The sequence below is a fragment of the Streptomyces sp. bgisy130 genome (genome assembly GCF_057708345.1).
Genome location: NZ_JBYISA010000028.1, coordinates 23763 through 43564 on the forward strand (window position 1 = coordinate 23763; position 19802 = coordinate 43564).

Below are 19802 nucleotides of genomic sequence, written 5' to 3' on the forward strand. Positions count from 1 at the left end.
CGTACGCCGCCGGCCGGCCCGCGAGGGATGTGCCAGGTCCCGTTACGCCGGCGCCTGATTCGCGAGCGCCACCGACAGCTGCGCCGCGACATCCTGAAGCACCGGCACGATCTTGTCCGTCGACGCCTCGGTCACGCGGCCGGTCGGACCGGAGATGGAGATCGCCGCCGAGGTGGGGGAGTTGGGCACCGGCACCGCCAGGCAGCGGACGCCGATCTCCTGCTCGTTGTCGTCGACCGCGTAGCCGAGGCGGCGGACGTCGGCGAGCGCCTCCAGGAAGCGGTCCGGGTCGGTGATCGTCTTCTCGGTCGCGGCGGGCATGCCCGTACGGCCGAGCAGCGCGCGGACCTCCTCGGGCGCGTGGTGGGCCAGCAGGGCCTTGCCGACGCCGGTGGAGTGCGGCAGCACCCGGCGGCCGACCTCGGTGAACATCCGTACCGCGTGCCGGGACGGGACCTGGGCGACATAGACGATCTCGTCGCCGTCGAGCAGCGCCATATTGGCGGTCTCGCCGGTCTCCTCGACCAGACGGGCCAGGAACGGCCGGGCCCACGTGCCCAGCAGCCGGGAGGCGCTCTCGCCGAGCCGGATCAGCCGGGGGCCCAGCGCATAGCGGCGGTTGGGCTGCTGGCGGACGTAGCCGCAGGCGACGAGCGTGCGCATCAGGCGGTGGATGGTGGGGAGCGGCAGCCCGCTGCTGGTGGAGAGCTCGCTCAGGCCGACCTCGCCGCCGGCGTCGGCCATCCGCTCCAGCAGGTCGAAGGCGCGCTCGAGGGACTGGACGCCGCCGCTGGCGCCTGGCTTGGCTTCGGCGGCGGAGGGGCTGGCGCTGGACGGCGGCACGGAGCGTTCCTTTCGGGCGGGTCAGACCGGTCTCGGCTGGGGCGTGCGGGCGCCGGGCCCGACCGGAGAAGCCTACCGGTCCCCTTACGTTGACACATGGACTCTCGCACACTCGTTCCCGCCGGTCAGGCCCGCTTTGTCCGGCGGAGGCCACGGGTGGGCACACACCTAGCCCCGATCCCTTGACGGTGCCAGTGGTCGTAGCTACGTTCTGCTGCGCGAAACATACTGTCCATTCTGTGGAATCCTCCAAATCGCTGGAGCGTCATGCGCATTCTCGTCATGAACCCGAACACCACGGCTTCCATGACCGCTTCGATCCGCGCCACCGCCACCACAGCCGCCGCCCCGGGCACCGAGATCATCGCCACCGAACCCCTCTGGGGGCCGGAGTCCATCGAGGGCCACTTCGAGGGGTATCTCAGCGCCGCGGCCGTCCTGGACCGGCTCGCCACCCTCGACCTCCCCTTCGACGCGCTGGTCATGGCCGGTTTCGGCGAACCGGGCCGGGAGGGCGCCCAGGAACTGCTGGATGTACCCGTCCTGGACATCACCGAGAGCGCCGCCCAGATGGCGATGATGCTCGGCCACGCGTACGGCATCGTCACCACCCTCGACCGTGCCGTACCGCAGATCCGGGACCGGCTGCTGACCGCGGGGCTGCTCCAGCGCTGTGCCGCGGTCCGGGGCACCGGGCTCGGCGTCCTGGAGCTGGAGGAGGACGCCGAGCGCACCGTCGAGGTGATCATCGAGACCGCCCGGGAGGCCGTCCGGGACGGCGCCGAGGTGATCTGTCTGGGCTGCGGCGGGATGGCCGGGGTCCAGGAGAAGGTCGCCGCGGCGCTGGGTGTGCCGGTGGTGGACGGCGTCGCTGCGGCGGTGAAGTTCGCGGAGGCGGTGGTCGGCCTCGGGCTGACCACCAGTACGGGACGCAGTTTCGCGCCGCCCCGCCCGAAAGCCATCGGCTCCTGGCCGCTGAGCGCCCATCTGTCCCCGGGGCGCGTTCAGGGCTCCCCGCGACGCACCGCATTTTCCGCACAGACATCAGGCATCTGACAAATAATTCCCGAGCGCCACCCGATCTGCCTGGGAGGACACGTGACCACACCCCCGAAGCCCCCACAGCCGGACCCGCGCCTCTTCAACGAGGACCTCGCGCCGGCCCCCGAGCGCAAATGGGGCACGTACAGCATCTTCGCGCTGTGGATGTCCGACACCCACGCGATCAGCAATTACGCCTTCGCCGCCAGCCTGTTCGTGCTGGGCCTGCCGGCCTGGGAGGTGTTCGTCGCGCTGCTGGCGGGCATCTCCATCGTCTACTGGCTGATGAACCGCATGGGCCACGCCGGGCACCGGACCGGTGTGCCCTATCCGGTGCTCGCCCGGGCGAGCTGGGGCGTCTACGGCGCCAACATCCCCGCGCTGCTGCGCGCGGTCATGGCCGTGGCCTGGTACGGCATCCAGACCTGGCTGGCTTCAACTGCCGTGGTCCTGCTGACCCTTCAGCTCGCGCCGGGACTGGAGGTCTATCACCACAACTCGGTGCTGGGGCTGTCCACCCTGGGCTGGATCGCGTTCATGGTGATGTGGGGGCTTCAGGCCGTGCTGCTGACCCGCGGGATGGAGTTCATCCGCAAGGTGCAGGACTTCGCGACCGGCCCGGTGGTCTGGCTCGTGGTGCTCGCGCTCGCGGTGTATCTGGTCGTCAAGGCCGGCGGTGACATCTCGCTGACCCGCAGCCTCACCGGGCTCAGCGGCGCAGCGCAGCTCGAACAGAGCCTCATCGCGGTCAGTCTGACCGTGGCCACCTTTCTGACCCTGGTCCTCAATTACGCGGACTTCGCCCGCTTCACGCCCGACCACCGCTCCTACCGGCGCGGCAATCTGATCGGCCTGCCGGTGAATTTCACCGCCTTCGCGGTGGTCGCCGTGCTGGTCACCGCGGGCACGATCTCGGTCTTCGGGGAGGCGATCTACGACCCGGTGAAGGTGATCCAGAAGATCGACAACCCGGTGGTCACCGTCATCGGCGCGCTGGCCTTCATCGTCGCCACCATCGGCATCAATGTCGTCGCCAACTTCGTCTCGCCCGCCTACGACTTCGCCAATCTCGCGCCGAAGTATCTGAACTTCCGGCGCGGCGGCATGATCACCGCGGTGCTGGCCGTCGTCGTCATGCCCTGGAAGCTGTACTCCTCGGCGCTGGTGATCCAGTACTTCCTGGGGGCGCTGGGCGCCTTCCTCGGTCCGCTGGTGGCGATTCTGCTCGTCGACTACTACCTGCTGCGCCGGGGCCGGATCGATGTCGACGCACTGTTCTCGGCCGATGCCCGAGGTGCGTACTACTACCGCCGGGGCTACAACCCGAGGGCCGTGGCGGCCTTCCTGCCGGCCGCCGCGGTCTCCGCCGCGCTCGCCCTGATCCCGGCCTTCGGGGTGGTGGCGCCGTTCTCCTGGGTCTTCGGAATGGGGCTCGCCGGTGGGCTCTATGCCCTGCTCCCGGGCCGTGACCGGTCCGCCGTGAGCGCCGGCCCGATCCCGGACGAGATCATCCCGTCGCAGGTCAGTGCCGCGGTGGCGGGGGAGTCCAGGGCGTCCGAGGGGGCCGGGGCGGTCGTCCTGCCGGTGCCGGCGGAAGGGTCTTGACGGGCCGGGATCCGGAGTGAAGACTCGTTCAACAGATTGTTGAATCGGTGGGGCGTCCGAGCATGCGGAGAACGCTCCGGACGGCACGGCCACCCCGTCGGCCGTGCACCCCGCCCGCCCGCACGCCACGATGAAAACAGCTACGAGGAGGGACCGGGTGTCCGAAACAGAGCTGGTGCTGCGCTCCCGGCGCGTCGTCACCCCAGAGGGCACGCGCGCCGCGTCCGTCGTCGTCAAGGACGGCAGGATCGCCGCGGTGCTGCCGTATGACGACCGGGCTCCGGCCGGGGCGCGGATCGAGGACTTCGGTGACGACGTCCTGCTGCCCGGCCTCGTCGACACCCACGTCCACGTCAACGACCCCGGCCGCACCGAGTGGGAGGGCTTCTGGACCGCCACTCGCGCGGCCGCGGCCGGCGGTATCACCACCCTCGTGGACATGCCCCTCAACAGCCTCCCGCCCACCACCGCCGCCGCCCACCTCGACACCAAGCGCGCGGTCGCCCGCAGCAAGGCGCATATCGACGTCGGCTTCTGGGGCGGCGCGATCCCCGGCAACGTCAAGGACCTGCGCCCGCTGCACGACGCCGGGGTCTTCGGCTTCAAATGCTTTCTGTCGCCGTCCGGAGTGGACGAGTTCCCCGAGGTCGATCAGCAGCAACTGGCCGCCGCCCTCGGTGAGATCGCGGGCTTCGACGGTCTGCTGATCGTGCACGCCGAGGACCCGGGCCACCTGGACGCCGCACCCCCACCGCACGGCCCCAAGTACGCCGACTTCCTCGCCTCCCGCCCGCGGATCTCCGAGAACGACGCCATCGCCGGACTGATCGTGCTCGCCCAGCGGCTCGACGCACGGGTCCATGTCCTCCACCTGTCCTCCAGCGACGCGCTGCCGCTGATCGCCGCCGCCAAGCGCGAGGGCGTCCGGATCACCGTCGAGTCGTGCCCGCACTTCCTGACCCTGACCGCCGAGGAAATCCCGGACGGCGCAACGGAGTTCAAGTGCTGCCCGCCGATCCGCGAGGCCGCCAACCAGGACGCCCTGTGGGAGGGCCTGGCCGACGGCACCATCGACTGCATCGTCTCCGACCACTCCCCGTCCACCGCCGACCTCAAGACCGCCGACTTCGGCGCGGCCTGGGGCGGCATCTCCTCCCTCCAGCTCGGGCTGCCCGCCATCTGGACCGAGGCCCGCGAGCGCGGCCACACCCTCGACGACGTGGTGCGCTGGATGGCCACCGCACCGGCGGCGCTGGTCGGCCTCGACCGGAAGGGCGCCATCGAGCCCGGCCGGGACGCGGACTTCACGGTCCTCGCCCCCGAGGAGACCTTCACCGTCGACCCGCAGGCCCTCCAGCACCGCAACAAGATCACCGCCTACGCCGGCAAGACCCTGTACGGCGTCGTACGGTCCACCTGGCTGCGCGGCCGCCGGATCAACGACGGCGCCACCCTCGCCGAACCCACCGGCGAGCTGCTCGAACGGCCGCACCGCCCATGACCACCGCCGAGCCGCCCCGCTACACCGGTGACGCGGGCCCGTACCCGGGCGGCGACCCGTACTCCGACTACCGCACCCCCGGCCCCGCCGGCTTCCCCTTCACCCACCTCCCCGACCTGGCCGACCGACGGCTGGGCGCGGGCGTCCTCGCGGCGAACGACGAGTTCTTCGCCGAGCGGGAGAACCTCCTGACCCCCGGGCCCGCCCATTTCGACCCCGAGGCGTTCGGCCACAAGGGCAAGATCATGGACGGCTGGGAGACCCGCAGACGGCGCGGCACCGACGGCGACCACCCGTTCCCGGCGGACGAGGACCACGACTGGGCGCTGATCCGGCTCGGCGCCCCCGGCGTGATCCACGGCATCATCGTCGACACCGCCCACTTCCGCGGCAACTACCCGCAGTCCGTCAGCGTCGAGGGCACCTGCGTGGAGGGCTCGCCGTCGCCGGCCGAACTCCTCGCCGACGACGTGACCTGGACGCCGCTCGTCCCGCGGACCACCATCGGCGGCCACGCCGCCAACGGCTTCCTCGTCGACACCGGCCGCCGCTTCACCCATCTGCGGCTCAACCAGCATCCCGACGGTGGTATCGCCCGCCTCCGGGTCCATGGAGAGGTCGTTCCGGCCCCCGGCTGGCTTGCCGCACTGGGCACCTTCGACGTCGCCGCGCTGGAGAACGGCGGCCGGGTCGAGGACGCCTCGGACCGTTTCTACTCCTCACCCACCCACACCATCCAGCCGGGCCGCTCCCGCAAAATGGACGACGGCTGGGAGACCCGGCGCCGCCGCGGCACCGGCAACGACTGGGTCCGCTACCGCCTCACCGAGCGCTCCGTGATCCGCGCGGTGGAGATCGACACCGGCTTCCTCAAGGGCAACGCGGCGGGCTGGGCGGCCCTGTCCGGCCGCGACGGCGAGCGCGGCGACTGGGTCGAACTGCTGCCCCGCACCCGCCTGCAACCAGATACCGTGCACCGCTTCCTGCCGGACGACGCCCCGCCCGTCACCCACGTCCGGATCGACATCTTCCCGGACGGAGGCATAGCCCGGCTGCGTCTGCACGGCTCCCTCACCGCGGACGGCATGCGCCGGCTGGTGGCGCGGCATGACGAGCTGAGCGACTGACCGGGCCGGGCCCGGCCGGCTCACTCGGCGACGCAGTGCCAGAACATGAGCTCGTACGCCTGAAGGAGGCGCCCGTAGCGATGCGCCGTGGCCGGCTGCGCCTGGCCGGTGTCGAGGCCGTGCTGGACCGCCTCGCGGGCCTTCTCCGCGACGGCCGGGGCGGGCTCGGCGAAGAGGCCGAAGAAGCCGCGAGCCGCCTCGGGGAAGCCATAGTGGTCCCGCATCGCCGCCGCCACGATCGCGCAATAGCCGCCCCAGGCGGCGAAGTTGGCGGTCAGCGCGATCGCCACATCGGCCGGCTCGCCGCCGAGCGCGAGCCGCGCCGCGTAGGACGGATAGGCCTGACAGCCCGGCCGCGGCTGGTAGTCCGCGATCTCCCGCTCGGTCAGCTCACAGGCGTCCGCCAGCCCGGCCAGCTGCTTCAGCGCCCGCGTCTCGCCCTGGGCGAGCAGATCGAAGAAGTCGGCGACCGGCGGATCACCGTCCGCCCGCCGCGCCAGATGCTGGAAGCTGAGCCGGTCGGCGGCGATCACCTGGTGCTGTTCGAGGGCGAAGGTGGTGAACACGGAGCGCGGTGCCGCACCCGCCTCGATCTGCGAGACCAGCCGGTTGGCGGCGGAATCCGGGGCGAGCGCGCGGACCGCGTCGTCCAGCACGACGGCCGCGGTCGGACGAGGGGCATCGGGAGCGGTTCGGGCCATGAGTCGGTCTCCTCCGGGGCGAGGGCGGTGGCCAGCACCTCAGATTAGGGCGCGGGGTGGCTGCCGCGGGGGAGATGACGCGACGCTGACGGGCGAACCGCCGTCCGCCGCGGAAGGGAACGCGGCACACCGCCGGGCGTGCCGCGTCCGCCGTGCACCGGGCGGTATGGGTCGCACCACGCGGCCCGTACCCCTCAGTCCCCCTCAGTGCACCACCACCTCATTGACCTCGGGCGCTGCGGTCCCGGCCCGCCACACCAGCCGGACACCCCCGACCGGGCCGTCGCCCGCCGCGAGCCGCGTATAGGCGCCGGCCAACGTGCCGAGCGTGCGCCAGACGCCGTCCGTACGGACCTGGACCTCCGCCGCCCCGGACGGCGCGCCCTGCGGCCGCAGCACGACCACGGACCGCGCCGCACGGGGTGCGCCGGGGGTGAACTCCAGGGTCTCGCCGGGCTGCGCCGCCCGCGCCGCGCGATAGGCGGTCGCCGGATCGCCGTCCGCCGCCGACCGCAGCGCGCTGCCCTCCGCCGCGGGCGGGCCACCGGCCACCGTGCCCGCGTCGGCCCCGGCCACCGCGAACTCCCGCACCACCAGCCAGTTGTCCTGCGCCTGGGTGGCCCGGGCGCGGACGTACCGGGCCCGGACACCGGCCGGCGGCTCGACGCGTACCTCGGCCTTCCCGTCGAACGCGGCCAGCCGCTGCCAGTTCTTCCCGTCCGACGAGTACTCCAGGACGCCGTGCCGCAGATAGTCGTCCGGGCTGCCGCTCTTGCCCATCGCCAGGGCGACCGTGCCCAGCGGACGCTCGGCGTGCAGATCCAGCGCCACGAAGGAACCGGCCTTGGGGCCCGCGCCGCTCCAGAAGTACGTGGCGTCATCGCCATCGGTCATACGGGAGGCCGCGTTGTCCTGGTAGACGGAGAGATCCGTCGAGCCCTTGGGGCGGCCGGTGACGCCCAGCGCCCGGTCGTGCGCGGCCACCGCGTCCTCGACGAAGGTGTCCAGCACCCCGTCCGCCACCAGCACCGGAATCCGCTTCCCGGCCATGTCCACATACACGAACGACCTGGCGGTTCGCACCAACTCCGGTAGCTGCTGCCGTAGTTGCCAGGCCCGCGCGCCGTCGTCCGCATTGGTCGCCTCGATCAGGTGCAGCGCCGTACGGGCCGCGACGCCCCAGGCCCGGGTCGCGTCCAGCCATGGCGCGCTGTCCTGCACAAAGCCCCGGTCGGCGAGCCGGTCACGCAGCACCGCCGGTGCCTCTTGAAGATTCCGCAGCACCGCATCGAGCCGCCGCGCCTCCCCGCCCTTGCCGAACTCCCCGATGGCGGCGGCAAGTTCGGGCGCCTGTCGCGGGTTGAGCGCCGAGGCGTAATGGGCGTCCGCGAAGGCCCGCAGCGCCCGTGCCGTACGGGCGTCACCGCCGGCCAGCTCCTCGATCGCCCCGCCCCAGGACGTCCGGGCGTCATACGCCGCGTCGTTCCACGCGTAGTCCGCCACCGTGTACAGCGCGAGCTTGGACGCCGCGGGCTGGATCATCGGGTTCGCGCTGATCCCCGCCAGCTGCGCCGGCAGCCCCTTCTCCCGGCCGTTGAACGGCCCGAGCAGCAGCCGGTTGGTCACATAGTCGTTGACCGGGTAGTTGTCCCAGGTCAGGATCGGGTGGCCGAAGACCTCCCGGGCCTGCCGGGCCTGGGCGACGGTCATCGTCGGCGCGATCACCCCCACCCCCGTCCACTCCACCAGCACATCCTTGTCCAGCTGGGTGGCCAGCGCCTTCTTGTACGGCGACGGCTTCACGTCGTAGTACTCGGTCGGCACCATCTGGAGCGGCTCGGCGCCCGGATGCCGGGCGATGAACTCCTGGTTGACGCGGTTGAGCAGATGCGCCTGCGCGGCACCGGCCGCCCCGCCGCCGGTCCCGAACCGGTCCTTGTCCGCCGCACAGCTCCAGTCCGTGTAACTGATGTCGTCCAACGGCACCGCGAAGGTCCGCACCCCGATGTCCCACAACGTCTCGAACTTGGCGGTCAGCGCCCGGAGATCCGCGTCGGAGCTGTAGCAGACGGACAGCCCCGGGGAGAGCGCATAGGTGAACTCCACATGCCGCGCCCGCGCCCGGTCCACCAGCTCCTTGATCTGCGCCAGCTGGTCGGCGGGGTACGGATCGCGCCACTTCTCCCGCAGATAGGCGTCGTCCTTCGGCGAGTACACATAGAGGTTCATCTTGTGCGCACCGTAGAAGTCGAGCTGGTCGAGCCGGGCCCGGTGCGACCACGGGGTGCCGTAGAAGCCCTCGATGACACCGCGCAGCGGGGTGGCCGGCCAGTCCCGTACGACGGTGCCCGGCACCCGGGCGCCCGGCCGCTGTGCATGCGGCAGCAGCTGCCGCAGCGACTGCGCGGCGTAGTAGGTCCCGGCGGCGTCCTTGCCGGCCAGCGCGATCCGCCCCGCGCCGACGGCCAGCGCATACCCCTCGGCGGGCAGCCCGCCGGTGCCCCGCGCGCCGAGCTCCGCCAGCGCCCGCGCCGCGCCCGCACCGTCCACATACACCGACAACTGCCCGCCGCCCGGCGCCCGTTCGGCCCGCACCACCCGCTGCGCACCGGCGTCCTTCAGCGACGTCTCGACGACGGCCAGCGCCGCCGCATCGGCGCGCGGCCCGGCGACGACGGTCACGGACGGGGTGACGGCGACCTGGTCGGACCGGCTCCGGACGGACCGGGGCGTGGGCGAAATGGCCTGGGAGGCGGTGCCTCCGGGGTGGTCGCCGGCCCCGTCCCGCCCCGCCTTCCCTCCCGAATCCGGTGGCCCCGCCATGCCCGTCAGGGGGATCAGGGCCAGGGCCATGGCCAGCGCGGTGGCCGCCGCGGTGCGCGTACGGTGCATCCTTCGGTCCTCCTCGGTGCGGCGAGGTTCGGGGACAGGAGTCGTGCGACCTCTTCGCGCCAGCAGGCTTCACCCGGCCGGCCCACCGGGGCAATGGACTTTCGGACGAAAGGGATGGACGTTGCCACCACCGCGCGGAGCGCCCTCCCAAGGGGGCGCCTGCTAGCGGTTGTTCGCGGCGATCACCACAAGACTCATCATCGCCAGCAGCACATGCGTCGCGATGACGTAGATGAACACCCGCACATACAGCCCGCGGGGTGGCTTGTTCTCGACGTACTTCCGGCCGGGCACCGCCTCGGCGAGCGGCTCCGGCGACGGGGGAGTGGCAGGGACGGTCTGATCGGGCACCACGGTGGATCCTTCCCTCAAAAACGGTGCCTGGGCTCACAGCCCGCGGCGCCTGGTGTCGTCGCCGAGGCACAGCTCGGCGGCCCCGCTCTGGAGGAGCGTGTGGACGAACAGCAGCTCCGCCCCGCCCCGCGAGACGGCGGAGAGCCGGTGCGGCGTCAGCGAGTCAAAGTGCGCCGCGTCCCCCGGCTCCAGCACATGCACGGCCGCGCCGAGCGTCAGCCGCAGCCGCCCCTTGAGGACGTACAGCCACTCCTCGCCCGGATGGACCCGCACCAGCTCGCCCTGCGCCCGCTGCGGCACCAGCACCCGCAGCGCCTGCATCGCCCGCCCGGCGCCGCCCGCGGTCCAGTACGTCCAGCCGCCGGCCTCCGACGGCTCCGCCCGCCCGGCCCGCACGATGGGGTCCCGCTCCGGCGCGGTCTCGCCGAGCAGGTCGGATACCGTGGTGCCGTACGTACGGGCCAGCGCCAGCAGCATCGGCAGCGAAGGCTGGCGCCGACCGGTCTCCAGCCGCGACAGATGCGCGGGCGAGAGCCCCACCAGCCGGGCCGCGGTCTCCAGCGTGAGACCACTGCGTCGCCGCAGGTCACGCAGGCGCGGCGCAACGGTGGACAGCTCATCCGGCGAAGCGCCGGCGGGCTCGTCGGGGAGCTCGGTCATATCCCCGGTATAACGACCTATCCCCTCCCGGGCAAAAGATTTGCCTCAGAGGCAAAGCCGCACAGCCGCCTTCGCCGCGACCATTCGGGAATTCCTGGACGGTCTGTCCGGTGCCGCTCCGCGCCGGTAGGACGTGGCGCGGGCCGCCTCACCTGCCGCCAGTGAGTGCGGCGGGTCAGCGGTGCGTCTTCGACCGGGAGCCCGGACCTGATCACTCGTGGCCCGGGATATGTGGAAATGTACGGGAGTTGATGGGGCGGGCTTGTGAACTCCCGGAAAACGTCCGCTGGTTGGGATTGACAGGGGCACGTCTACGCGCGTCATTCTGGAGGGCATGAGAATCCCCCCACGGATCACCAAGTTCGGCGCAGTTGGCGCCCTCGCTTCGGCCCTTCTCATCGGCGGGACCGCGGTCTCCGCCACCCCCGCCGTCGCCACGACGCACGCGGCCACCTCGTACGCCACGTCGGCGCACGTCTCGTCCGTGCACGTCCAGGACGTCGGCAAGGTCTGCTACTCCAAGCTGCCTTCGCAGGCGCACGACACCCTCGATCTGATCGCGAAGGGCGGACCCTACCCGTATCCGAAGGACGGCACGGTCTTCGACAACCGGGAGGGCATCCTCCCGTCCCAGAGTGACGGCTACTACCACGAGTACACCGTCATCACTCCGGGCTCGCCCGACCGCGGTGCACGGCGCATCGTGGCCGGCGAGAAGAAGGAAGAGGACTACTACACCGCCGACCACTACAAGACGTTCGATCTCGTCGACCGCGGCTGCTGAAGCCGGCGGACCGGCGGGCGAGCGGTCGGCCGGCTCACGACAACAGGACAACAGAACACCGGAGGTGACGGGCCGGCTGAGCCCGTGACCCGGAACCCGCGGCGGCCGGGGTGCACACTCACCCCGGTCGCCGTCATGCTGCGCCGCCGTGCTGCACGCCGGTGCCGTGCGCCCCCTCCGACCTCCCTCTTCTCCCCATTCTCGGCAGAAGGGGCGCACGGGGCGCACCCCCGAGAGAGGATTGTCAGTGGCTCCCGGTAGCGTTTCGGTGAAAACGAGGAGCGGGCGGGCATCAGCGGAAAAAGACCATCTGCGGTCAGCTGCTGCGGCACGCCCCGGAAAATGCCGTATCCGCTGTAGGCCAAGGCGCGGCGGCATGGAGCGTCGGAGACAAGGAAGGACGGCGAACTGCCGTGTATCGCTGGGAAATCACCCGGGCCGCACTGGCGCAGCGTGTTTTCGCCATCGTCCGCAGCCGGACCTATGACGAGGCCAGCGCCACTGCCGACACTCTGCTGTCCGCGGGCATCACCAGCCTGGAGATATCCCTCACCACCCCGTTCGCCCTGGAAGCGGTCACCACGCTCACCCGGGAGCTGGGGGACGACGCGGTCATCGGCGCCGGCACGGTCCTTGACGCGGTATCGGCCCGGATGGCGGTCGACGCGGGTGCCCGGTTCCTGGTCTCGCCGAGCCTGGACGCCGAGGTCATCCGTACCGGCCACCGCTACGGCGTCCCGGTCTTCCCCGGGGTGTCGACGCCGGGCGAGATGGTCCGCGGGCTGGAGCTCGGGGCGGACGCGCTCAAGCTGTTCCCCGCCTCGGGGCATGACCCGGCCTGGCTGACGGAGGTCCGTGCCGCGCTGCCGCAGGTGCCGCTGCTGCCGACGGGCGGGGTGACGGTCGACAGCGCGCCGGAGTGGATCGCCGCGGGCGCCGTCGCCGTCGGCATGGGTGCGGCGCTCTCCGACGGCGATCGTGACACCGTTGCCAAGCGCGCCGCCGATCTCCTCACCCGCCTGGAGGAGGCCGCCCCGGACCGCCCGGCGATCCACGGCAGCGCGGACTTCTGAGCGGGACGATGGCGCGGGGGCGGTAGGAGAGTTGACGGCGCGTATTCCGTACGCGGGCTGACGGCGCGTCGGTGCGTTGCCGACCCGCCCCCCATCAGCCACATCCGGCCCTCCCGGGCCGCCTAACAACTTACGGAGCCCCCATGAAGCGCGCCGCCACGCTCTCCGCCCTCGCCTGTCTGCTCGCCGTCACCGCCGCCGCCCCGGCGGCCTCGGACACCCCCGCCGCCGTACGAGGAGCCACCACCACCGCCGGGAAGACGTCGGCCCTCGATACCGTCCCCCGGCGCGGGGTGCTGCGCGTCTGCACCACCGGCGACTACCGCCCCTTCACGCACCGCGACCCCGCGACCGGCAAGTACAGCGGGGTGGACATCAAGATGGCCGGGGATCTCGCCAAGGGCCTGGATGCCACCCCGCGTTATGTGGCCACGACCTGGGCCCGGCTCGTCGGTGATCTGTCGGCCGGCCGCTGTGACATCGCCATGGGCGGGGTCTCGGTCACCCTTCCGCGTGCCCGCGCGGTGTACTTCAGCGCACCCACCCGCACCGACGGCAAGACGCCGCTCGTGCGCTGCACGGACAAGGACAAGTACCGGACCCTGGCGCAGATCGACCGGCCCGGCACGCGCGTCATCGTCAACCCGGGCGGCACCAACGAGGAGTTCGCCCGCGCCCATATCCACCGGGCGACACTCACGGTCCACCCGGACAACACCACGATCTTCGACGAGATCCTCGCGGGCCGCGCCGATGTGATGATGACCGATGCCGGAGAGACCCGCTACCAGGCCAAGATCCACCCCGAACTCTGCTCGCTCCACCCGGACAAGCCCTTCACCTTCTCCGAGAAGGCCTACGCCCTGCCCCGCGGCGACGACGAGTTCAAGGCGTATGTGGACCAGTGGGTTCACTTGGCCACGCACGACGGGACGTACCGGAAGTACGAGGATGCCTGGATGAAGTGATGAAGTAGCGGGGCGGAGGCGGCCGCGTGCCGTTTGGGAGGGCCAGTCCTCGTATCGGGGCGGGCTTTCGGATGCACGGCGAGAGACGCAGGGCGACAGGCACAGGGGGAGAGACGTAGGACGAGAGGTGGAGGGCGAGATGCTTCGCCGCGGCCACGGCCCTGGGCCCGGCCATTGTCACCGGCGGCTTCTCCATCCAGTACGTGCGCCCGGCGCGCGGCCGGACGCTGCGGGCCCGCGCCCAGGTCGTCCAGGCCGGACGCCGGCAGGCCGTGTGCCGCTGCGAGTTGACCGTGCTCGACGGGGAGGGGGCGGAGACGGTGTGCGCGGTGGCGCAGGGGACCGCCATGCCGCTCAACGGGCCCACGGGCGGCGGCGACGGGGCGTAGGGCCGGCCGCCGGTGGCCGGCAGCTCAGTCGCCGCCGGTGCCGCCCGCCGTCGGCCGGTGGCCGAGGACATTGACGACCCGGCCGTTCGGGTCCTGGACGAAGAAGCGGCGGACGCCCCACTCCTCGTCCTGGAGCGGCCGGACGATCGGCGCGCCGGCGGCCAGGACAGCGGCGTAGGCCGCGTCCACGTCGTCGACCTCGATGCTCATGTCGGGGGTGACGGGGGCGGTCTTGTCGTGCGTCATGAAGATGAGCTGGGCGGTGGGGTTGGCGGGGGAGGCGAGGGTCATGACCCAGCCCAGGTTCATGACCTCCTCGAACCCCAGCAGGCCGTAGAACGTGCGGCTTCCGTCCAGGTCGTCGGAGTGGATGTCGGGGACGACGCGGCGAATGGGCATGGGGCTCCTCCGGGACGTGCGGATGGTCGGGGCGCGGGCGGGGCCGCCCGGCCCGGTGTGCGGTCACGGCTGTCCTCGGCCCAGTATTCCGGCGTGCGGGCGGCCTGTACGGGGCGAGGGCATGCACCGCGCCCCGGTTTCCGGCCGGGCGCCCCGGTTTCCCGGCCGGGGCGGGCGGCCGGGCCGGCGGAAGGCCCACGTGGTCCGTCTTGTCCGGACAATGTGACCTCCGGACTTCCCGTCATCTGCCGGGGCGGATACGCTCGCGAGCGTGGGGAAACGCGAAACAGAACAAGCCCTGAGTGCCGACGGCCCCGTCCAGTTCAGCGTGGACCGGAGCAGTCCGGTCCCGTTGTATTTCCAGCTGTCCCAGCAGCTGGAGGCCGCGATCGAGCACGGGAAGCTGGCGCCCGGCAGCCTGCTCGGCAATGAGATCGAGCTGGCCGGCCGGCTCGGGCTGTCCCGGCCGACGGTGCGGCAGGCGATCCAGTCGCTGGTCGACAAGGGCCTGCTGGTGCGCCGCCGCGGTATCGGCACCCAGGTCGTCCACAGCCAGGTCAAGCGCCCGCTGGAGCTGAGCAGCCTCTACGACGACCTGGAGGCGGCCGGGCAGAAGCCGGCCACCCGCGTGCTGCTCAACACCACCACCGAGGCCGATGCCGAGGTCGCCGCCGCGCTGGGGATCGCGGAGGGGGCGGAGGTCGCGCTGGTCGAGCGGCTGCGGCTGGCCCATGGTGAGCCCGTGGCGCATCTGCGGAACCACCTCCCCGCCGGGCTGATCGAGCTGAAGACCGCCGAGCTGGAGGAGACCGGTCTCTACCGCCTGATGCGGTCGGCCGGGATCACCCTGCACAGCGCCCGGCAGGCCGTCGGGGCCCGTGCCGCGACCGTGGAGGAGGGCGAGCGGCTCGATGAGCCCGAGGGCGCGCCGCTGCTCACGATGCAGCGGACCACCTTCGACGACACCGGGCGCGCGGTCGAATTCGGCTCGCACGTCTACCGCGCGTCCCGTTACGCCTTCGAGTTCCAGCTGCTGGTCCGGCCCTGAGCGGAAGCGGGCTCCGCCCCCGCCGTCCGCCGGAACGGTCACCCGTCACCTCGCCGTCCGCCGGACCGGTCACCCGCCCTTGCCGTCCGCCGGCCGGTCACCCGTCCCCCTGACCGCCCCCCGACCGTCCCCCTGAGCACGGCCGGGCACGCCGTATTGCCCGAAATCTCCCGTTCTGTAGGCCCCGCGCGACCCGCATTCGTCAGAATGTTCTGACAAACCATTGACGTGGCTTGGCGCGCGCCGTTACAAACTCCTCCAGCCGCATTCCGGCGGCCGGGAGAAAAGGCGGTCCCACGATGAACGGCGTGCGTACGACTGGCCCCCTCACTGTCCGCAGTGTCGCGCTGCGCAGCGCAGCCGCTTTACTGGCGATCACCGCGCTCGCCACCGGGTGCGGCGCCGCCGGCGACCCCGACGCCACCGGCAAGGACGCCGGCACCCCGCGCATGACCATCGGCATGGTCAGCCACTCCGGCGACGGCGACACCTTCTGGGACATCGTGCAGAACGGCGCCCAGCAGGCCGCCGCCAAGGACAAGGTGAAGTTCCTGTACGCACACGACAAGGAAGGCGCCCAGCAGGCCGCGCTGATCCAGTCGTACATCGACCAGAAGGTGGACGGGCTGATCGTCACCCTCGCCAAGCCGCACGCCGTCAAGGCGGCTGTCCGCAAGGCCGTGGCGCGGGGCATCCCCGTCATCACCGTCAATTCCGGTGGCGAGTTCTCCGCGGCGTACGGGGCGCTCACCCACATCGGGCAGGACGAGTCGGTGGCCGGCCGCGCGGTCGGCGCCGAGCTGACCGAGCGGAAGGCGAAGAAGGTGCTCTGCGTCATCCACGAGCAGGGCAATGTGTCGCTGGAGGACCGCTGCGCCGGCGTCCGCAAGGGCTTCCGCGGCACGGTCGAGAACCTCGATGTGGACGGCACCAACGCGCCGAACTCACAGTCCTCGATCGAGGCCAAGCTCCAGTCCGACCCGTCCATCGACGCGATCGTCACGCTCGGTGCGCCGATGGCGGCGATCTCGCTCAAGGCCAAGGAGGAGGCCGGCAGCCGGGCGCAGATCGCGACGTTCGACCTGAACGCCGCCGTCGTCAAGCTGCTCAAGGCCAAGGACCTCAGTTTCGCTGTCGACCAGCAGCCCTACCTCCAGGGCTACGAGGCGGTGGATCTGCTCTGGCTCCACAGGGCCAACGCCGATGTGCTCGGCGGCGGCAAGCCGGTGCTCACCGGGCCCGCCCTGGTCACCGAGAAGGACGTACCCAAGCTCACCGAATACACCGGGCGAGGCACCCGGTGACGCCCCACGGAAGACGGGACCCCATGAACCGGGACAGATCACCGGTCACGGATACTTGGCCGGTCGGTACCGGCCGGCCGGTACCGGTGAACGACACCACACAGCGGCCGGCCGGACCGGCCGGACAGCGAATACGACCAACGCAGCCGACACGGCAAGATCAGCGGGAAGGGCGAGTCCTCGTGGCACGGGTTCGGAGAAGGGGACGCGTCATCGGCGCCGTGCTGGCGGCGGCGCTGGGCGCCTCCCTGGCGGGATGCAGCAGTACCGGAGGTCTGCGCGCCGAGCAGGAGCGCGCCGCCAAGGCCGCCGGCGGCAAGGCCGCGGTGAACACCCCCAGGTGGACGTTCGCGATGGTCACCCACTCGGGAGACGGCGACACCTTCTGGGACATCGTGCAGAACGGCGCCCAGCAGGCCGCCGTCAAGGACAACATCAAGTTCGTCTACGGGCACGACAAGGAGGCCCAGCGGCAGAGCCAGCTGGTGCAGTCCTACATCGACCAGAAGGTCGACGGGCTGATCGTCTCGCTGGCCAAGCCCAACGCCATGAAGGACGTAGTCGCCAAGGCCGAGAAGGCCGGCATCCCGGTGATCACGGTGAATTCCGGCGCCGAGGAGTCCAAGGCGTTCGGGGCGCTCAGCCACATCGGGCAGGACGAGACGGTGGCCGGCGAGGCGGTCGGCGAGGAGCTGAACAAGCGCGGCCGCAAGAAGGCCCTGTGCATCCTGCACGAGCAGGGCAATGTCGGCCATGAGCAGCGCTGCGACGGCGCCAAGAAGACCTTCAAGGGCGATCTTCAGAAGCTGTACGTCGAGGGCACCAACATGCCCGATGTGCAGTCCTCGATCGAGTCCAAGCTCCAGTCGGACAGCGCCCTCGACGCCGTCGTCACGCTCGGCGCGCCCTTCGCCGCCACCGCCGTCAAGGCCAAGGAGCAGGCCGGCAGCAAGGCCGAGATCGACACCTTCGACCTCAACGCCCAGGTCGCGACCGGTCTGAAGGACGGCACCCTCGGCTTCGCCGTCGACCAGCAGCCCTACCTCCAGGGCTACGAGGCCGTCGACCTGCTGTGGCTCTACAAGTACAACTCCGACGTCCTCGGCGGTGGCAAGCCGGTGCTCACCGGGCCCCAGGTGATCACCAAGAAGGACGCCGCCGCACTGGAGGACTACACGAAGCGGGGGACCCGATGAGCCACGCGGACGCACCACCACTGCAACCGGCCGGTCCGGCCAAGGGCGGCGGCGACGAACGGCTGCTGCACCGCTCCCTCGCCCGGCGGCTGATGGGCCGCCCCGAACTGGGCTCCGTCGTCGGCGCCGCCGCGGTCTTCCTTTTCTTCTCGATCGTCGCCGAGCCGTTCCTGCGGGCCGCCAGCCTCTCCACCGTGCTCTACGCGTCGTCGACGATCGGCATCATGGCCGTGCCGGTGGCGCTGCTGATGATCGGCGGGGAATTCGATCTGTCGGCCGGTGTCATGGTCGTCAGCTCGGCGCTGATCTCGTCGATGGTCAGCTACCAGATGACCGCCAACACCTGGGTGGGCGTGGGGGTGTCGCTGCTGATCACCCTCGCCATCGGGGCCTTCAACGGCCTGCTGCTGACCCGTACCAAACTGCCCAGCTTCATCATCACGCTCGGCACCTTCTTCATGCTGACCGGCCTCAACCTCGGCTTCACCAAGCTGATCAGCGGCACCGTCTCGACGAAGACCATCGCCGACATGGAGGGCTTCGACTCGGCCCGTACGGTCTTCGCCTCGCATCTGAGCCTGGGCAGTGTGGACATCCAGGTCACCATCCTGTGGTGGCTGGCGCTCGTCGCGGTCGCCACCTGGATCCTGCTGCGCACCCGCGTCGGCAACTGGATCTTCGCGGTGGGCGGTAACGCCGACGCCGCACGGGCCGTGGGTGTCCCGGTCACCAAGACCAAGATCGGCCTCTACATGGGCGTCGCCTTCGCCGCCTGGGTCTCCGGCCAGCATCTGCTGTTCTCGTACGACGCGATCCAGTCCGGCGACGGCGTCGGCAACGAGTTCCTCTACATCATCGCCGCAGCGGTCGGCGGCTGTCTGATGACCGGCGGCTTCGGCTCGGCGATCGGCGCGGCCGTCGGCGCCTTCATCTTCGGCATGGCCAGCAAGGGCATCGTCTACGCGCAGTGGAATCCGGACTGGTACAAGTTCTTCCTCGGCGCGATGCTGCTGCTCGCCACGCTCCTGAACGCATGGGTCCGCAAGCGGGCGGAGGAAAAGGCATGACAGCGCTGGTCGAGCTGACCGACGTCAGCAAGTACTACGGGAACGTCCGGGCCCTGGAAGGCGTCTCGCTGGAGGTGCACGCGGGAGAGATCTCCTGTGTGCTCGGCGACAACGGCGCCGGCAAGTCCACCCTCATCAAGATCATCGCAGGGCTGCACCGGCACGACGCCGGCTCCTTCACCATCGACGGCGAGGAGACCACCCTCGCCTCTCCGCGCGAGGCCCTGGACCGCGGTATCGCCACCGTCTACCAGGACCTCGCGGTGGTCCCCCTCATGCCGGTGTGGCGGAACTTCTTCCTCGGCTCCGAGCCGACCACCGGCGCCGGCCCCTTCAAGCGGCTCGATGTCCGCACGATGCGCGAGACCACCCGCAGTGAGCTGCTGCGGATGGGCATCGACCTGCGCGATGTCGACCAGCCCATCGGCACCCTCTCGGGCGGCGAACGGCAGTGCGTCGCCATCGCCCGTGCCGTCTACTTCGGCGCCAAGGTCCTCGTCCTGGACGAGCCGACCGCGGCGCTCGGCGTCAAGCAGTCCGGCGTCGTCCTCAAGTACGTCGCGGCCGCCCGGGACGCCGGACTCGGCGTGGTGTTGATCACCCATAATCCCCATCACGCCTATCTCGTCGGCGACCGCTTCGTGCTGCTCAAGCGGGGAACGATGGCCGGCAGCCACGCCAAATCGGAGATCGCCCTGGAGGAGCTGACCCGCCAAATGGCAGGCGGCAGCGAGCTGGAACAGCTCAGTCACGAGCTGGCCCGCACCGCGACACCGGAATTCCCCGGCGGTCACCGGCCCGAGTGATCTTCACCGCGCCCCGCGCAGGCCCCCGGGCCGCGCGGGGCGCG

The 19802-nt window shown here is 71.2% G+C and carries 18 protein-coding genes and 1 pseudogene; 13 read left to right on the forward strand and 6 right to left on the reverse strand.

Going from position 1 to position 19802, the window contains the following annotated elements:
* Nucleotides 1–42: 42 nt before the first annotated feature.
* Complete coding sequence (locus AC3EUV_RS28420) at nucleotides 43–843, reverse strand: IclR family transcriptional regulator (protein ID WP_432145245.1); 801 nt, start codon at nucleotides 841–843, stop codon at nucleotides 43–45.
* A 267-nt stretch (nucleotides 844–1110) separates the two neighbouring features.
* Here AC3EUV_RS28420 and AC3EUV_RS28425 point away from each other — a divergent pair, with 267 nt between their 5' ends.
* The 4 genes from AC3EUV_RS28425 (at nucleotide 1111) to alc (ending at nucleotide 6117) form a co-directional block, all read left to right on the forward strand.
* Nucleotides 1111–1899 carry an aspartate/glutamate racemase family protein gene (locus tag AC3EUV_RS28425; RefSeq protein WP_435604174.1) on the forward strand — a complete coding sequence of 263 codons (789 nt, stop codon included), beginning with the start codon at nucleotides 1111–1113 and terminating at the stop codon, nucleotides 1897–1899.
* A gap of 42 nt (nucleotides 1900–1941) precedes the next feature.
* Nucleotides 1942–3489: an NCS1 family nucleobase:cation symporter-1 gene (locus AC3EUV_RS28430; RefSeq protein WP_432145243.1), complete on the forward strand. Its 1548-nt coding sequence runs from the start codon at nucleotides 1942–1944 to the stop codon at nucleotides 3487–3489.
* A 157-nt stretch (nucleotides 3490–3646) separates the two neighbouring features.
* Nucleotides 3647–4990, forward strand: a complete 1344-nt coding sequence (allB, locus tag AC3EUV_RS28435) for an allantoinase AllB (RefSeq protein WP_488187902.1) — start codon at nucleotides 3647–3649, stop codon at nucleotides 4988–4990.
* Nucleotides 4987–6117, forward strand: a complete 1131-nt coding sequence (alc, locus tag AC3EUV_RS28440; RefSeq protein WP_435604175.1) for an allantoicase — start codon at nucleotides 4987–4989, stop codon at nucleotides 6115–6117. The genes allB and alc overlap by 4 nt, the downstream gene beginning before the upstream one ends.
* 20 nt (nucleotides 6118–6137) lie before the next feature.
* Here the strand turns inward: alc and AC3EUV_RS28445 are convergent, their stop codons facing one another.
* The 4 genes from AC3EUV_RS28445 to AC3EUV_RS28460 all read right to left on the reverse strand — a co-directional run bounded on the left by AC3EUV_RS28445 (nucleotide 6138) and on the right by AC3EUV_RS28460 (nucleotide 10724).
* Nucleotides 6138–6818: a thiaminase II/PqqC family protein gene (locus tag AC3EUV_RS28445; RefSeq protein WP_432145241.1), complete on the reverse strand. Its 681-nt coding sequence runs from the start codon at nucleotides 6816–6818 to the stop codon at nucleotides 6138–6140.
* A 204-nt stretch (nucleotides 6819–7022) separates the two neighbouring features.
* Nucleotides 7023–9710 carry a glycoside hydrolase family 84 protein gene (locus AC3EUV_RS28450; RefSeq protein WP_435604176.1) on the reverse strand — a complete coding sequence of 896 codons (2688 nt, stop codon included), beginning with the start codon at nucleotides 9708–9710 and terminating at the stop codon, nucleotides 7023–7025.
* Between the two features lie 162 nt (nucleotides 9711–9872).
* Nucleotides 9873–10061: a DUF6126 family protein gene (locus tag AC3EUV_RS28455; RefSeq protein ID WP_432145239.1), complete on the reverse strand. Its 189-nt coding sequence runs from the start codon at nucleotides 10059–10061 to the stop codon at nucleotides 9873–9875.
* A 36-nt stretch (nucleotides 10062–10097) separates the two neighbouring features.
* The gene (locus AC3EUV_RS28460) at nucleotides 10098–10724 is read right to left on the reverse strand and encodes a helix-turn-helix domain-containing protein (protein ID WP_432145238.1); all 627 of its coding nucleotides are present in this window, start codon (nucleotides 10722–10724) and stop codon (nucleotides 10098–10100) included.
* Nucleotides 10725–11058: 334 nt separating this feature from the next.
* Between AC3EUV_RS28460 and AC3EUV_RS28465 the strand changes: the two genes are divergently transcribed.
* The 4 genes and pseudogenes from AC3EUV_RS28465 to AC3EUV_RS28480 form a co-directional block, all read left to right on the forward strand.
* Nucleotides 11059–11508 carry a guanyl-specific ribonuclease gene (locus tag AC3EUV_RS28465; protein ID WP_432145237.1) on the forward strand — a complete coding sequence of 150 codons (450 nt, stop codon included), beginning with the start codon at nucleotides 11059–11061 and terminating at the stop codon, nucleotides 11506–11508.
* A gap of 413 nt (nucleotides 11509–11921) precedes the next feature.
* Nucleotides 11922–12581 (forward strand): bifunctional 4-hydroxy-2-oxoglutarate aldolase/2-dehydro-3-deoxy-phosphogluconate aldolase, encoded by a 660-nt coding sequence (locus AC3EUV_RS28470; protein ID WP_432145236.1) that lies wholly within the window; start codon nucleotides 11922–11924, stop codon nucleotides 12579–12581.
* A 143-nt stretch (nucleotides 12582–12724) separates the two neighbouring features.
* Nucleotides 12725–13549: a transporter substrate-binding domain-containing protein gene (locus AC3EUV_RS28475; protein ID WP_435604177.1), complete on the forward strand. Its 825-nt coding sequence runs from the start codon at nucleotides 12725–12727 to the stop codon at nucleotides 13547–13549.
* A 149-nt stretch (nucleotides 13550–13698) separates the two neighbouring features.
* Nucleotides 13699–13938, forward strand: a pseudogene (locus tag AC3EUV_RS28480) (PaaI family thioesterase); the annotation flags it as partial.
* A gap of 24 nt (nucleotides 13939–13962) precedes the next feature.
* Here AC3EUV_RS28480 and AC3EUV_RS28485 read toward each other — a convergent pair.
* Nucleotides 13963–14337: a VOC family protein gene (locus tag AC3EUV_RS28485; RefSeq protein WP_432145234.1), complete on the reverse strand. Its 375-nt coding sequence runs from the start codon at nucleotides 14335–14337 to the stop codon at nucleotides 13963–13965.
* A 271-nt stretch (nucleotides 14338–14608) separates the two neighbouring features.
* Here AC3EUV_RS28485 and AC3EUV_RS28490 point away from each other — a divergent pair, with 271 nt between their 5' ends.
* The 5 genes from AC3EUV_RS28490 (at nucleotide 14609) to AC3EUV_RS28510 (ending at nucleotide 19758) form a co-directional block, all read left to right on the forward strand.
* Nucleotides 14609–15385 (forward strand): GntR family transcriptional regulator, encoded by a 777-nt coding sequence (locus AC3EUV_RS28490; protein WP_432145233.1) that lies wholly within the window; start codon nucleotides 14609–14611, stop codon nucleotides 15383–15385.
* A gap of 299 nt (nucleotides 15386–15684) precedes the next feature.
* Nucleotides 15685–16689: a sugar ABC transporter substrate-binding protein gene (locus AC3EUV_RS28495; RefSeq protein ID WP_432145232.1), complete on the forward strand. Its 1005-nt coding sequence runs from the start codon at nucleotides 15685–15687 to the stop codon at nucleotides 16687–16689.
* A gap of 182 nt (nucleotides 16690–16871) precedes the next feature.
* Complete coding sequence (locus AC3EUV_RS28500) at nucleotides 16872–17885, forward strand: sugar ABC transporter substrate-binding protein (RefSeq protein WP_488187901.1); 1014 nt, start codon at nucleotides 16872–16874, stop codon at nucleotides 17883–17885.
* Nucleotides 17882–18952, forward strand: coding sequence for an ABC transporter permease (locus tag AC3EUV_RS28505; protein WP_432145231.1), 1071 nt, complete (start codon nucleotides 17882–17884; stop codon nucleotides 18950–18952). Before AC3EUV_RS28500 ends, AC3EUV_RS28505 begins: the two co-directional genes overlap by 4 nt.
* Entirely contained in the window at nucleotides 18949–19758 is an 810-nt protein-coding gene (locus AC3EUV_RS28510) for an ATP-binding cassette domain-containing protein (protein WP_251083760.1), read from the forward strand. The genes AC3EUV_RS28505 and AC3EUV_RS28510 overlap by 4 nt, the downstream gene beginning before the upstream one ends.
* Nucleotides 19759–19802: the final 44 nt, after the last annotated feature.

Excerpts from the sequence above, each read along its gene's own strand:
- AC3EUV_RS28460 (WP_432145238.1), bottom strand. The coding sequence starts at position 10,724 with ATGACCGAGCTCCCCGACGAGCCCGCCGGCGCTTCGCCGGATGAGCTG.
- AC3EUV_RS28425 (WP_435604174.1), top strand. The coding sequence starts at position 1,111 with ATGCGCATTCTCGTCATGAACCCGAACACCACGGCTTCCATGACCGCT.
- AC3EUV_RS28450 (WP_435604176.1), bottom strand. The coding sequence starts at position 9,710 with ATGCACCGTACGCGCACCGCGGCGGCCACCGCGCTGGCCATGGCCCTG.
- AC3EUV_RS28510 (WP_251083760.1), top strand. The coding sequence starts at position 18,949 with ATGACAGCGCTGGTCGAGCTGACCGACGTCAGCAAGTACTACGGGAAC.
- AC3EUV_RS28495 (WP_432145232.1), top strand. The coding sequence starts at position 15,685 with ATGAACGGCGTGCGTACGACTGGCCCCCTCACTGTCCGCAGTGTCGCG.
- AC3EUV_RS28445 (WP_432145241.1), bottom strand. The coding sequence starts at position 6,818 with ATGGCCCGAACCGCTCCCGATGCCCCTCGTCCGACCGCGGCCGTCGTG.
- AC3EUV_RS28485 (WP_432145234.1), bottom strand. The coding sequence starts at position 14,337 with ATGCCCATTCGCCGCGTCGTCCCCGACATCCACTCCGACGACCTGGAC.
- alc (WP_435604175.1), top strand. The coding sequence starts at position 4,987 with ATGACCACCGCCGAGCCGCCCCGCTACACCGGTGACGCGGGCCCGTAC.
- AC3EUV_RS28505 (WP_432145231.1), top strand. The coding sequence starts at position 17,882 with ATGAGCCACGCGGACGCACCACCACTGCAACCGGCCGGTCCGGCCAAG.
- AC3EUV_RS28475 (WP_435604177.1), top strand. The coding sequence starts at position 12,725 with ATGAAGCGCGCCGCCACGCTCTCCGCCCTCGCCTGTCTGCTCGCCGTC.
- AC3EUV_RS28465 (WP_432145237.1), top strand. The coding sequence starts at position 11,059 with ATGAGAATCCCCCCACGGATCACCAAGTTCGGCGCAGTTGGCGCCCTC.